This window comes from Paraburkholderia sp. FT54, from assembly GCF_031585635.1.
In the GTDB taxonomy this organism is placed as follows: domain Bacteria; phylum Pseudomonadota; class Gammaproteobacteria; order Burkholderiales; family Burkholderiaceae; genus Paraburkholderia.
This window is the reverse complement of sequence record NZ_CP134197.1, coordinates 17628-31877: the sequence shown is the minus strand read 5'-3', so window position 1 is coordinate 31877 and position 14250 is coordinate 17628. Positions and strand designations below refer to the sequence as shown.

Here is a 14250-nt window from a genome sequence, read left to right as displayed (position 1 = left end):
GTTGCACCGATTCCGGGCCCAACGTTGGCAGTCGTCGAGCCCGTGCGGCTGCGACGATCCAAAGGAACGTTTCCAATGCGAAGATGCAATCCGCCGAAAACACCCGACGCCGTTCGCCGCGATGCGCAGTATGTCGTTCCCGACGCTTACCGATGATGAAGAACGCCGCCGGTTCGTGTGAACCGTCCTTGATGCGTTAGCGGTCTGAGAGCCGCGCCGGTTGCTGCATCAGGCAGCACGCCATGCGTGCGAAATGGCCCGCTTCGAATGCATGCGGAGAGAGTCGTGCGATCTGGGATCAGGGCTCGTTGAGCCGGATGATTGCCATGCCGGGGACGCCTGTGACGTTCCAACCGACATGGGCAGTCGCACGCGCATCTGCTTCAGCGATTTCCGCAATGTTTTTCGACAGCATCGGCGCAGGGGTCTGCAATGCCGATGAAAGACTGCACGAGAAACACGAGACGCCGCAGCAGCATGTCCAGCACGTTAGTCCTCAAGAAGCCCGGTAATTGCAGCGGAAATAAACGCGGCATCGTCCAGATTGGCTGTCGGCAACCCGGCGCGATGGCCCCATATCGACGAAATGGGAAGGAGCCTGGCGTTTTGCATTTGCTCGACTTCGAGACGATTGTCTTCCACCTGAAAATACAGATCGGTTTCGCTAGGCATGATCAGCGCCTTTGCCGTAATTGCTTTCAACGCCGCGTGAAAATCGCCGTTATATTTGGAGTTGGCCGCGATGTTCGCATGCTGCCACGTCCACAGGTGAGCCAGCAGATTGTTGCCATCGCGCTTGAGGAAATTCGCTTCCCACGACATCACGAGAAAATCTTCGAGCGAGGAAAACCCGGCCTGCCGCCACACCTCGTCACGATAAAACGTCTGCGACATCGCCATGGCGGCGTAGTTGCGGCCCATGGCCCGCAGACCGCGCTCGGGACGCTGGACGAATGTGCCGTTTTGAAAAGCGGGATCCGTCGTCAGGGTCGCACGCACACCCTCGATGAACACCTGATTGTGCGGCGAGGTTTTTGCCGCGCCGCAGAGCACGACGAGGCGCCTGACCATCTCCGGATACATTGCCGCCCATTGATACGCCTGCAAGCCGCCCATCGACCATCCGCACGCCAACTGCAATACGTGGATGCCGAGTTCTTGCGTCAGGAGCCGATGTTGAATCGCGACGTTGTCAGCGATCGTAAAATTCGGCCAGCGGCTTCCGCTAAAGGGCTCGATTGCGTTGCTGGGCGAGGACGACAGTCCATTGCCGAACAGGTTCGGAATCACGACAAAGTACTTGTCGGTGTCTAGCGCCTTGCCCGGACCGACCATCCACTCGATGTCATAGTGATGCGCGGAAAATGACGTCATGTACAGAATGGCATTCGATTTTTCTGCGTTCAACTTTCCGTAGGTTTGATAGGCGAGCTTGGCATCTCTGAACGTGATACCAGATTGCAACACCACGTTTCCGGCATTGAATACAAAATAGTCCTGCATGGGTCGGGATCCCTCTTGGTGAAATGTGATGAGCGGATAACTGAAAAAGTCAGACAGAAGGTATCGACGCGCGACTCAGCCCCGTGCGTCGATTGCATCCTGGCGGAAGTGCCGAGATGTGCCTGCGACAGGCTGATCTCCGACTTCACGGTGCCGTATTAATTGCAACTTGCAACAATTGCAGTTCACATGCTTATAGGCACGAAGCGTGCCATTATGCGGTAAATCCAATGCGTATGGGCAGGTCACGTTCTAACATGAGCGCGCGGCCAGATCGAACTGGCCAAGCGCTGAATCGAGCGCACCCTCGCAGCGGCTTTTCGGCGCCGCACGTTTGCGTTTCGCCCAGAGACGGTGCGCAATCAATTTTGCCGTGCCCGATGCACCGTCCTTGCGCGCATCTGCACAATTCCTGAACATGCAGGGCGCCCACTGCCGCCTGAAAGTAGGCGATTCTTACATGTACATTGTGTTTTCGCTTCATGGCACGTTTTGTGCAAACTAAATCAACGTGGACATTTCAATTGTTGCACTTTGCATCTATATTTCGCCGACAACCGGCAAAGCCGACAACTGAATGGCCCTCCAGGACATGCGTTTCACAAGCCTCAGCCAGCCGTGTACTGACAATACGCGAAGTGAACACGTAAGCGAAACGCAATGTGATTCAGGTTCGGCACTGAGGACCAGCATGCCAGTACAAGTAGCGTTGCGAAGCAGCGAAATGACCCATTCGTCTCCCTCTCCCAGTATCCGCGAAATCCGTGACGCGATCCGCGCGGGAACGCGCACCGTCGAGCAGACCGTGCAACACGCGTTCGACGCCGCGCAACGGCTGCAGCCGGAGTTGCAAGCGTTCATCCATCTGCCGACGTCGCCGATCGTCAATCGTGCCGATCGCGACGCGCCGCTCGCGGGCGTCCCTGTCGGCATAAAAGACCTGATCGACACGGCTGATATGCCCACCGCGTATGGATCGCCGGCCTACGAAGGGCGCAGGCCCGACAAGGACGCATGGGTGGTTGCCCGGTTGCGCGAAGCCGGCGCCACGATACTCGGCAAAACGGTCACCACCGAGTTCGCCTGGCGTCAGCCCGGCGCCACGACCAACCCGTGGAATAGCGATCACACGCCAGGCGGCTCGTCGAGCGGCTCCGCTGCCGCCGTTGCGGCAGGCATCGTGCCACTCGCGCTCGGCACGCAGACGTTCGGCTCCGTCATCCGTCCCGCCGCGTATTGCGGCGTGGTCGGGGTAAAGCCGAGTTACGGAACGATTGCGCGGACCGGCGTGTTGCCGTTGTCAGGGTCGCTCGATCACCTTGGCGTTTTCACCACCAATGTTGCTGACGCAGTTCACGCGCTATCCATTCTCGCGGGTAGCGACGCGGACGATCCCCACACGTCGCATCACAGTCACCACGGGAAAGTCGCTGGCGATGCTGCAAACCGGCCGCCACGCATCGGCGTGTTGCGCGAGCAGATTGGTGGACCGATCGACAAAGCGCAGCAGCATGTGCTGAATCAACTTGCCTTACGTTTGCGTGCTGACGGCGCGGAAATCGTCGCTGCCGACCTGCCCGCCGAAGTGGCCGACGCTGCGCGGCATGCTTCGATCCTGCTCGCGGTTGAAGCAGCATTGACACACGGCGAACTGGTGGACCGTTCGCCAGCTCTTGTCAGCGCACCGCTCACGGCTCTCGTCGAAGAAGGCCGCGCATTGCCCGCGACCGAGTACGCGAAAGCCAAGGCATTGCAGATAAAGATGGCGCTGCGCTTCGACCGCTGGCTCACCGAAGTGGCGGGACTGGACGCGCTGCTGGTCGCGCCGGCATCGGGCGAGGCCCCTCGCGGGCTCGACTATACGGGCGATGCGGCGTTCTGCACGCCCTGGACCTTCCTCGGCGTGCCGGCGGTGACGTTACCGGTCGGCTTCGGTCCGGAGGGACTGCCGCTTGGCGTGCAACTGGTCGGTGCAAGTCAGCACGATGCCGCGTTGCTATCGCTTGCGGAATGGGTTGAAGGTAGAACCGGCTGGAACATGGCGGTTGCTTCTCGCTGATGCCAGCTTCGTTGTGTGCAGCAAGTATCACGTGATCATGCGAACCCGTAGCGGCTGAGCGGGCAGCAATGATCGATTGATTTTCGAGGAAATATGTCAGCAGAATTTTTAAACCCTGTGCGGGGCATCCGCGGGATGGCAGTCACACCCCATGCGCTGGCGTCGCAAAGCGCGCTCGCGATCCTGCGCGACGGAGGCAATGCCGTCGAAGCGATGATTGCCGCCGCGGCGACCATCGCAGCGGTGTATCCGCATATGAACAGCATCGGCGGCGACGGCTTCTGGTTGATTTCGCGGCCGGGCGAAGAGCCCATCGGCATCGAGGCGTGCGGAGCGGCGGCATCGGCGGCGACAATCGACGCCTACCGCGCACGCGGCCTGCAATCCATCCCGTTTCGCGGCCCGCTCGCGGCCAATACGGTAGCCGGAACAGTATCGGGCTGGTCGCTGGCGCATCGCTGGTCGACCGACACACTCGGCGGCAAGCTTCCGGTTGCGCGCCTGCTGGAAGATGCCATCGCCTACGCGCGAGATGGCATTCCGGTCACGCGCAGCCAGTCCCAGTGCGTCGAACTCAAGCGGCACGAGCTCGAATCAGTCGCGGGGTTCGCCGAGACGTTTCTGACGAGCGACAACCCGCTGGGCGTGCCGGCCGTCGGCGAGCGCTTCAGGCAGCCCCGCCTCGCCGCGACGCTCGAGCGTCTCGCGCACGCGGGTCTCGACGACTTCTACCATGGCGACCTAGCGCGCAGCATCGCGGCCGACCTGCGTGCGCTCGAGAGTCCACTGTCGCTGGAGGATCTCGAACAGCATCGCGCACGGCTGCGCACGCCGCTGGCACTCACGCATTCGCTCGGTACGATCTACAACATGCCGCCGCCCACGCAAGGGCTTGTATCGCTGCAGATTCTGGGTGTGCTCGACCGTGTCCTGCGCGACGATATGGATCCGCTCGGGCCGGAGTACGTCCATGCGTGCGTGGAGGCGACCAAGCTCGCCTTCGCCATACGCGACAAGCACATTACCGACCCGGACCACATGGACGTCGATCCGCAAGCGCTGCTTGCACCGCACGTGCTCGACGCGATGGCCGACCAGATTTCGATGTCCACGGCAGCGCCCTGGGGACGCGGTCTCGGACCAGCCGACACAGTGTGGCTCGGCGTGATCGACGCCGATGGCGTGGCCGTCAGCTTTATCCAGAGCATCTACCACGAGTTCGGCAGCGGCCTCGTGCTTCCGGATTCAGGTATCAACTGGCAAAACCGCGGCTGCAGCTTCTCGCTCGATCCCTCTGCGCGCAATCCGCTTACGCCGGGACGACGGCCATTTCACACGCTGAACCCGGCGCTCGCGCGCTTCGCCGATGGACGCACGATGGTGTACGGAAACATGGGCGGCGACGGCCAGCCGCAATCGCAAAGCGCCGTGTTCTCGCGGATCGCGCACTTCGGCTGGAATCCGCAAGCCGCCATCGATGCGCCTCGCTGGCTGCTGGGCCGGACCTGGGGGCAAACCAATGAGTCACTCAAGCTGGAGGCGCGGTTTCCCGTCGACACATTCAATGCGTTGCGTCGTCTCGGCCATGACGTCGAGCAGATGCGGCCATACGACGAAGCGATGGGCCACGCCGGTGCGATCGTGCGGCACGGCAACGGATCTCTGGAAGCAGGCTATGACCCGCGCAGCGATGGCGCCGCGGCTGGCTGGTAGGCACGCCTGCTAAACGGCGGGCGGCCCGCGCCGCCCGCGCCCTTTTGAATCGACGAGCCGCAAGCGTTCGCGCCGACGGCAAGGACGGCGCACGTCCGCCCATTTGCCGATACTTCAATCCGAACGGAGAAATCTATTGAACACCCGCACGCAATCACTGAAAAGCGTCGCCTCGCCCGTCGCGCAAACAGCCGCGCATACCCGCTGGATCCAGCTCGGACTCGGCCTCGTTTGCATGATGACGATCTCGAGTCCCCAATACGTATGGACTCTGATGACGAAGCCGCTCATGGCCAAGCTCGGCATCGCTCTGCCGGAACTGCAAGTCACTTTCTCACTGCTGGTACTGCTGCAGGCGTTCTTCTCACCGTTCCAGGGTGCGCTGATTGATCGTTTCGGGCCGCGCCTGCTGATCTCGATCGGTACGTTGCTGGCTGGCGTGAGCTGGGTGCTGGCTTCTTATGCGCACAGTACGTCGATGCTGTACCTCACGTATGGCTGCGTCGGCGGTCTCGGCACCGGCATCGTGTATGTCGGCGTGGTGGGTTTCGTCGTTCGCTGGTTTCCCGATCGACGCGGTTTCGCCGCCGGTGTAGCGGCCGCGGGCTACGGCATGGGCGCCATTGTCACGACCTTTCCGATCTCCGCATCGCTGGCCACGCACGGCGTCGAATCCACGCTGTGGCTGTATGGGATCATCTTCGCGGCGGTCGGCCTGCTCGCCTCGCAGGGCCTGCGAGAACCGCCCGCGACAGCCAGTTTCGGCTCGGCCGTATCTCGCACGGCGGTCTCGACGCGCGACTTCCGCCCGTCCGAGATGCTCAAGACACCGCTGTTCTGGCTGATGTTCTTGATGATGACGATGATGTCCACTTCGGGTCTCATGGTCACTTCGCAGATGGCAAGCTTCGCCACCGACTTCGGCGTCAGCAAGGTACTGGTCTTCGGGCTCGCCGCGTTGCCGCTGGCACTGACGATCGACCGTTTCACGAACGGTTTGACCCGTCCGTTGTTCGGCTGGATATCGGATCGCCTGGGGCGCGAAAACACGATGTGTTTTGCATTCGCGCTGGAAGGTGTGGCAATGGCGCTCTGGCTGCTGACGCGCGACAACGCGGTCCTGTTCGTGCTGCTGTCCGGCGTGGTGTTCTTCGGCTGGGGTGAGATTTTTTCGCTGTTCCCTTCGACCCTGACCGACACGTTCGGTACTCGCTTTGCCACCGCGAACTATGGCTGGCTTTACATCTCGTTCGGGATTGGCTCGATCTTCGGCGGCCCGCTGGCCGCGCTGCTGCATCAGCAGACCGGCAGCTGGTCGCCGGTGTTCGGATGCGCGATCGCGCTCGATCTGAGCACCGCCGTGCTGGCGATGTTCGTGTTGAAGCCGGTGCGCGCGCGTTTTGTCGGAGCACAAGGATAACAAGTCTATTCGCGGGCAACCTGCCTTCTACAGGCAAGGCATGTCACAACACCTGAAAGCGCATGACCGCTCGTTCTCGCATCGGTCATGACATCAATGACAAGGGTCGCCATTAAGGCGGCCCTTGTGTCTTCAGCAATGCCGTACGGAACAAAAAACCGCGCCCGATACGAGCACGCATGATCAGCAATTTTTATCGACTGCCCGGGTCACTTTCGATTATCACCACTCAGAGCGTCGCACCTATACTCAATTTTTCCAGCGTCACGAAGTGAGCCCCCTGCAGCGTGGCAGGTGACCGGTTCATCTATCGCCGACGCGCAACGCGCCGGCCATGTCCGTGACGTTCAGACAGCGAATCAGGAGAGACAGGCATGAGCAGAGCACCCGCAGCCGTCGTGGCGTATGCCCAGCCGAAGACATCGGTTCGCTGGAAGATTTTTCTCATCATGTTGCTGCTCGTCACAGTCAACTACATCGATCGTGCATCCCTGTCCGTCGCGATGCCCATGATCGCAAGCGAGTTCACGCTGACGCCGGTCATGCAAGGCCTCATCATGAGTTCGTTCTTCTGGTCGTACACGCTGATGCAGATTCCGGGCGGTATGGCAGTCGACCGCTTCAAGCCGCGTCTGGTCCTCGCGCTGTGCACTCTTCTCTGGGGCGCCTTCCAGGGTCTTGGCGCATTGACGACCAACGCGATGTCCCTGCTCGCTACAAGGCTCGGACTCGGTGTGGCGGAAGCGCCCGTGGCCTCGGCGGGAGGTGCGCTCAATGCGATGTGGCTCACACAGCATGAACGGGTCCGCGGCGCATCGCTGATGGACGGCGGCTCGCCACTCGGTGCAGCGCTGGGATCGGTGCTGATCACCTGGCTGATCGTGGTCGCGCACTCATGGCGCACAGCGTTCGCGATCGCCGGCGTCGGCACGGTTCTGTGCGGCATCGGCGCGTGGTACTACATCAAGAATCAACCGCGCGATCACGCCGGGGTCAATGAAGCAGAAGCGGAGCATATCGAGCGGGCCCGGCGCAAGGAAGATGAAAAGGAAGCCGATAACCTGTCAGGCAATACGCTCGATTTCTTCCGCTATCGCTCAGTGTTACTGATGTTCGTCGGCTTCATGTGTTGCACGACGCTTTACTACGGCCTGTTGACGTGGATGCCCACCTATCTGCAGAAAGTGCAGGGCTTTAACCTTCAACAGATGGGCGGCGCCAGCTTCGTGATTTTCTTCTGTGGCTTCATCGGCGAACTCTCCGGGGCCTATGTCGCCGACAAGTGGCTCGCCAGCGGCGCCGCGCCGAACCGCGTCATGCGCACTTTCTTCGGTATCGCCGGCGTGGTTGCCACGATTGCGGTGTTTTCGGTGGCGCATGCGACGAGTCCCACGATGGTCGTGATCCTGCTGTCCATCACGCTCTTCTTTCTGCGCTGGGGCGGTCTGTACTGGTCGATCCCCGCCATGCTCGCCTCGCGCAACAAGGTGGGCGTGCTCGGCGGTCTGCTCAACTTCGGCGGGAATATCGGCGGCATGGTGATTCCGATCGCGATCGGCGCGATCGTTCAATTCACGGGCTCCTATTTCCTCGCGCTGATGTGTTTCGCCGCAATGGGCGTCGGCCTGCTGCTCTGTTCGATCGGAATCGATTATGAAACGAAGATTCCGGTCTGAGCCGTCGCCGCGCCTCGCATGAACAACGTTGCTACTGAGATCGGGAAAATGGGAATAGCAAAAGTCGAAGACATCATTGGTCAAACCGTCCGGCGCGACATTGGCCGCATGAAACGGTTCGTTGAAGGTCAGCTGGAAGCAGCCGCGCGTTCGATCATGAATACGCCGAATGCCCACGTCGGTATCGTGACTGGCTTCTTCATCCGCAATGCCGTCCCGCCCTCGCCGGAAACCGACGGGCTCGGCGGCATGGCCCACCTGGCCGCCGCACTGTCGAACTTCGGCATACCGGTGACGGTGATCTCGGACGCGCCATGCTGCAAGGCGGTCTGGGCGGTTACCACGGAATTGCCGAAAGACGTGGCCTTCGAGATCACCTCGGTGAGCGCGGCATCGGTCAAATCGCTCAGAGCCCGGCTAAGCGAGGCTGAACGTCCGATCACGCATATGATCGCAATCGAGCGGGTATCGCCCGCGAGCGACGGCAAGCCGCACCGCGAGTACGGCGCGGACATGTCCGACGATACGGCTCCGCTGCATCTTCTGTTCGAGGATCCCGAATGGCCGCGCCCGTGGGTCACGATCGGCATCGGCGACGGCGGCAATGAAATCGGCATGGGTGTGCTGCCCCAGGAAATCGTCCACGACGACATTCCCAACGGCCCGTTGATCAGCGCAGCGATTCCCGCGGACTATCTGATCGTTTCCAGCGTTTCGAACTGGGGCGGCTGGGGACTGGTATCCGCGATGGCGATGGTCGCGCCGCGCGACGCGGCGGCGCGGCTGCTCGTCGATTTCACGCCAGAGCGCGACCGGGCGTATCTCACCGCGGCCGTCGACGTCGGTCAGGCGGTTGACGATAGCCGCATCGACCGCCCCGCTACGCCGAAGATGAGCGTCGACCGGCTGTCGTGGGAACAGCATGCGCAAGTGCTGAGTCAGCTCAGAGCTCACGTCGACGGCTACCTCGCAGCACCGTCGCACTCGTGAGCGCGACGCCCTTTTCCTCTCTTAACCCACCAACCATGTCCGACCTTTCGAGTACCACTCTTAAACGTGCGCCGTCGTGGGCCGCCAGCTTGCCAGAAGAATTGCAGACACCGTGTTTCATCGTATCCGAGCGCGGCATCGTTGATAACCTGCATGCGACCGCCCGTGCGTGTGGAGGGGTGGGACGGCTCATGCCGCACGTGAAGACGCATCGCGCCGGATGGATCGTCAAGAGACTGATTCGTGAGGGCGTCACCGCCTTCAAGGCCGCTACCGTGGCGGAAGTCGCGATGGTGCTCGAGGCCGGCGCGAAACGCGTCGTCTGGGCGTATCCGACCGTCAACCCTGCTCATATCCGTACCGTGCTCTCGCTTGCGCACGCTCATCCCGACGCGCGGGTCGAAGCGCTCGTCGATTCGGCGGCAGGCGTAGCCGCGTGGCGTCTCGCGACGAATGGCGCGCAGTTGCCCAATCTCGCGCTGCTTGTCGATCTGGACGCCGGCATGGGCAGAACCGGTGCGCCGATAGCCATGGCAACGCTGCAATTGGCCCGTGAACTGGCCGCGATCGGCCGCTTTGGCGGATGGCATCTCTACGACGGCCATATCCATGATCTCGACAATGCCACACGCCGCGCGCGGGTGGCCGCCATCGTGGAACAAGTAGCGGCGCTGACGCGCGCCGCCGATGCAGAGGGACTGTCGACAAAGCTCATCGCCGGGGGCAGCTACACGTTCGATCTATGGCCGCGCACACTCGTCGATTTCGTGTCCGCGGGCAGTTGGACCTATTCAAGCGCTCAACACGACCTGGACTTGCCCGCGCTCGGCTGGACGCCGAGCGCCTATGTACTGGCAACGGTGATTTCACGCACCAGCACGACCGCCACGCTCGATGCGGGTTCGAAGGCGATCTCGCCGGACAAGCCGCTGGCCGAGCGCTTTCGCTGGGACGGCAAGATCGTCATGATGAGCGAAGAGCACGTCGTGGTCGAAAACACCGATCTGGCTGTCGGCGACCGGGTGATGCTAATGCCGCGCCACGCTTGCACAACTGCTTATCTCTACCCCAGCGCGCTGGTGCTTAACACGGAAGGGTCGTGGGAAGTGCGTGAGCAACTTGGGAGCCGTCGATAGGCCGCAAGGGCACGCGGCGGTCGGGGGTCGCTTGAAGCGATACAACGCAACGCGGCCACGCACGTCATGCGGCAAGTCGGAAAACACCAGATCACGACAAAGGGAAATAGATGAACGACAGTGACACGCCCCACGCATTGCGTAGCGTCAATCCAGCCGACTTCAAACAAGGCGGGCACTACTCTTCCGCGATGATCGCGGGCGACTTCGTCTTCCTGTCCGGCCAGACGCCGCGTGACGCCGACCGGAAGGTGATCGGCGACTCCATTGAAGAGCAGACCCGTGCAACGCTCGCCAATGTCGAGCGGGTGCTGGCCGCCGCCGGCGCGAGACTGGAGGATGTCGTCAAGGTCACGGTCTATCTGACCGACTTGACGCTTTTTAGCCGCTTCAACGCGCTCTACGCAAACTGTTTTGCCCAGCATAAGCCGGCGCGAACCACCGTCGAAGCCGGTCTGCAAGGTGTGCTCGTAGAGATCGACGTGGTTGCCTACATCGGCAAGCGCTGAACCAGGCAGCGCGGCTTTTAGCACGCATGCCCGCTAAAAGCCGTAAAGCCTCGCAGGATTCTCGACGAGGATTCGATGCCGCGTCGATTCATCGGGTATCCACAGCGCCAGATCATCCAGCAAGTGGGCAGCATCCGGCTTGTTGTCTGCCGCTTGCGTCGGATGAGGCCAGTCCGATCCCCACAGCATCCTGTCCGCGGCAAGCTGGGCAAACCTGAACGCGACCCTACCGGCGTCGGCGTAGACCGGCGCTCCGCTTTGCGACGCGAGATAAGGACCGCTCAACTTGACCCAGGTACGGCCGCCGGCCAACAGCGCCTCCACCATGCCGAACGCGGCATGCTCCGTGCCGCCCGGTTGCGGGATCTGCCCCATATGATCGATCACGAGCGGCGAGGACAGACTCGCAAGCAACTGCCGGTGCTCGAGTAGCTGCGCAGCGGTGGCATTGACCTGAATGTGCCAGCCGAGCGGTTCGATCCGCTTCGAGAGCGGCTCCATCATCGATACCGTCACGCCGACCAGGTATTCGAGGTTAAAGCGCAGCCCGCGTACGCCCATATCGTGAAGACCGGCCAGCTCACCATCCGTCACGGTGACGGGCACGGTTGCAATACCGCGCGCGGTCTTTCCGAACTGCGATAAGGCATCGAGCAGGCAACGGTTGTCGGTTCCATACGTAGACGGTTGAACGACGACATGTCGCTCGATGCCGAGCCTGCGCTGCAGCGCGCGGTAGTCGGCGACCGTTGCGTCGGGCGGCTGCAATTGCGCTGACGGATCGACTGGATAGCGCGCATCGTAGATATGGTGATGACTATCGGTCGCCTTCGGCGGAACCGGAAAGCCCGGCTGCCCGGCTCCGCCCGATCGCACACTGTGCTCATGTCGGTTGTGCATGTTCAAGTGCCCATTCGACGACATCGCGATGTGTCGCGAACCAGACTCCCGGCAACGACTGCGCGTGCCGGATGATTTCTTCCAGAATCCATATCCTCGACCGGTAGCCGGTGACGTGCGGATGCATCGTCAACTGGAAGATGCCACCCTCGGCATAGGCCGCGTCGAACTCACGGCGAAAGATATCGTAGACGTCGGCCGGCGACGTGTAAGGCCGCACCGCCTCGAAGCGATTCATGATCAGATACGCGCCGTCGTCGCGAATCCACTCGACCGGCAGTTCGACGAGACCGCTCGGCACACCGGCCTCCAGCAGCTCATAGCAGTCGACGTCGGCCATCAGCGACGAGTCATAGCGCAACCCCATCTCGCGCGCGATGGAAAGCGTATGCGGGCTGAAATCCCATGACGGCGTGCGCATGCCCACCGGACGCTGCCCGGTGATGGTCTCGAGCGTGTCCGCCGAGCGTAGCAACAGATCGCGTTCCGCCTCATGCGGGAGCACCGAGTTCAGTTCATGAATCCAGCCGTGCAGGCCGATTTCATGGCCGTCGCCGATGATGCGGCGCGCCTCTTCCGGATGCAAAAGCGCAGTGACCGCGGGTACGAAGAAGCTGGCCGGCACGGCATATTTGCGCAGCACGTCGAGAATGCGCGGCATGCCCGCCCGGCTACCATACTGTCCCCAGCTGAGCCGGCCGATCGACTTTCCGCCCTCGCGCAATTCACTGGTTTCGTGGTCGCAATCGAAAGACAGCGCCACCGCGCAGCGCGCTCCATCGGGCCAGCCATTGGGGCGAAGCGCGCGTCCCGCGCGTACCTGGTCGACCAGCTTGCGCCAATGGGGTTCGGGCCATTGCCAAGGCTGGTTATGCGAGTCATCTGGGTTCATCAAAACGTCCTTACTGACGGTTGTTGGTTTAAGACTGGAAAGCGCTCGGGAAATTCAAGTCGATCGGCGAGTCACCCGTAGCGGATGGTTGTCGAGCAGTGCGGCGCCCGCCACGACGTCCAGATCCACCCCGCGTCTCGCCGACCTCATACAGGCAACTTCTTCTCATAGTCGATGCCGAGCGAGCAGAGCAGCAAGCCGACGCCGGTCGCCGCAAAGAACATCATGGCGAGAAAATACGAACCGGTCGCCTGGACAATCCCGCCGACCAGAATCGGCGCGCCAATGCCGCCCACCGCCGCTCCCAGGTTCAGAAAACCACCTAGCGCGCCGACCTTGTTGCGCGTGGCAAGCAAAGGCGGAATGCACCAGTACAGATTGCCCCAGCGCAAGAAGAAAACCGTACACGAGAGCAGCACGACGACCAGCGTCGCGCTGGACAGATAAGCCACCGAGAACACCGAGATGGTGGCGATCACGCCGGCCGCGCCGAAAATCGTACGTAACACCGTGTTCGGCCTGCCGCCGGCCGCCAGCCACTTATCGGCAATCCACGCGCCGACGAGTTCACCGGCAAAGCCGGAAAAGTAAATGATGAAGCTCGACCCACCCATTTGACGGATATCGAGGCCGTGCTCCTTGATCAGATAGCTCGGCATCCAGGTGAGCAATCCGTTGAACAACGTGTTGCAGCACATGAAGCCGAAGAACATGAACAGGAAAGAGCGGTACTTCAGAAAGTCGATTGCGCGTCCGGAGGCGTTGGCCGGCTCGCGCTCCAGTTCTTCCTCGTGCGAACGCTCGATGAACGACGCTTCGTCTTCGTTGACTGCCGGATGCTCGCGCGGATGATTACGGATAAAGACCCAGGCCAAGGCGCCGGCCAGCGTCGTGGCGACACCCGCGACCAGAAACGCTAGCCGCCACGAGCCCAATAGGCCGATCAACGCCGAGATCAGCAGCGATCCCACCGCGGCGCCGAGTGGCGCGCCGCCGTCCATTAGCGACGCGCCCCTTGTGCGTTCGTTGCGCGTCAGCCAGAGCGCATTGAGCTTACCGCCGGCGGGCGCGATCGACGCCTCCGCGAACCCGAGACCGAGGCGCATGAGCAGCAGTGAAACAGCGTTCGTGCAGAATCCCGCGCCGGCCTGGAAGCCTCCCCAGACCAGCGTCGCAACGGTGATCACGATGCGCGGCTTGAAGCGGTCGACCAGCAGGCCCGCCGGAATCTGCATGATCGTGTACGACCAGAAGAACGAACTCAGAATCAGGCCTTGCACCACCGGCGAGAGCGAGAACTCCTTCGAGATCAGGGGCATCGCGACCGACAGTGAAGCGCGGTCCACATAGTTGATCGTGATCAGCACGAGCAGGAACCAGAAGATCCTCCATCGAACCGATGATTTACGGCTGTGCGCCAGCGCTGCCATTCTCGTGTTCATGTTCACTTCC

At 61.8% G+C, this 14250-nt stretch carries 11 protein-coding genes; 7 read left to right on the top strand and 4 right to left on the bottom strand.

All coding sequences use genetic code 11. The features are described 5' to 3' along the window. Positions 1–489: 489 nt before the first annotated feature. Positions 490–1503, bottom strand: a complete 1014-nt coding sequence (locus tag RI103_RS32905) for an alpha/beta fold hydrolase (protein WP_310819023.1) — start codon at positions 1501–1503, stop codon at positions 490–492. A 724-nt stretch (positions 1504–2227) separates the two neighbouring features. On the opposite strand from RI103_RS32905, the gene RI103_RS32900 reads away from it, so the two are divergent. The 7 genes from RI103_RS32900 (at position 2228) to RI103_RS32870 (ending at position 11006) form a co-directional block, all read left to right on the top strand. Next, positions 2228–3562 carry an amidase gene (locus RI103_RS32900; RefSeq protein WP_310819022.1) on the top strand — a complete coding sequence of 445 codons (1335 nt, stop codon included), beginning with the start codon at positions 2228–2230 and terminating at the stop codon, positions 3560–3562. Positions 3563–3697: 135 nt separating this feature from the next. Continuing rightward, the gene (locus RI103_RS32895; protein ID WP_310819021.1) at positions 3698–5275 is read left to right on the top strand and encodes a gamma-glutamyltransferase family protein; all 1578 of its coding nucleotides are present in this window, start codon (positions 3698–3700) and stop codon (positions 5273–5275) included. Between the two features lie 136 nt (positions 5276–5411). Next, the gene (oxlT, locus tag RI103_RS32890) at positions 5412–6695 is read left to right on the top strand and encodes an oxalate/formate MFS antiporter (RefSeq protein WP_310819020.1); all 1284 of its coding nucleotides are present in this window, start codon (positions 5412–5414) and stop codon (positions 6693–6695) included. 374 nt (positions 6696–7069) lie between these two features. Then, positions 7070–8371 (top strand): MFS transporter, encoded by a 1302-nt coding sequence (locus RI103_RS32885; RefSeq protein ID WP_310819019.1) that lies wholly within the window; start codon positions 7070–7072, stop codon positions 8369–8371. Positions 8372–8419: 48 nt separating this feature from the next. Continuing rightward, a complete protein-coding gene (locus RI103_RS32880; protein ID WP_310819018.1) occupies positions 8420–9361 on the top strand; it encodes a glutamate cyclase domain-containing protein in 942 nt (313 codons plus the stop codon). Positions 9362–9396: 35 nt separating this feature from the next. Continuing rightward, entirely contained in the window at positions 9397–10497 is a 1101-nt protein-coding gene (locus tag RI103_RS32875) for an alanine racemase (RefSeq protein WP_310819017.1), read from the top strand. Between the two features lie 110 nt (positions 10498–10607). Then, positions 10608–11006, top strand: coding sequence for a RidA family protein (locus RI103_RS32870; protein ID WP_310819016.1), 399 nt, complete (start codon positions 10608–10610; stop codon positions 11004–11006). A gap of 33 nt (positions 11007–11039) precedes the next feature. Here the strand turns inward: RI103_RS32870 and RI103_RS32865 are convergent, their stop codons facing one another. From RI103_RS32865 to RI103_RS32855, 3 genes are all read right to left on the bottom strand, one after another. Continuing rightward, on the bottom strand, positions 11040–11882 hold the full coding sequence (locus RI103_RS32865; RefSeq protein WP_310819015.1) for an amidohydrolase family protein: 843 nt from the start codon (positions 11880–11882) through the stop codon (positions 11040–11042). A 7-nt stretch (positions 11883–11889) separates the two neighbouring features. Continuing rightward, complete coding sequence (locus RI103_RS32860; protein WP_310819014.1) at positions 11890–12798, bottom strand: polysaccharide deacetylase; 909 nt, start codon at positions 12796–12798, stop codon at positions 11890–11892. Positions 12799–12944: 146 nt separating this feature from the next. Then, positions 12945–14240: an MFS transporter gene (locus RI103_RS32855; protein WP_310819013.1), complete on the bottom strand. Its 1296-nt coding sequence runs from the start codon at positions 14238–14240 to the stop codon at positions 12945–12947. Positions 14241–14250: the final 10 nt, after the last annotated feature.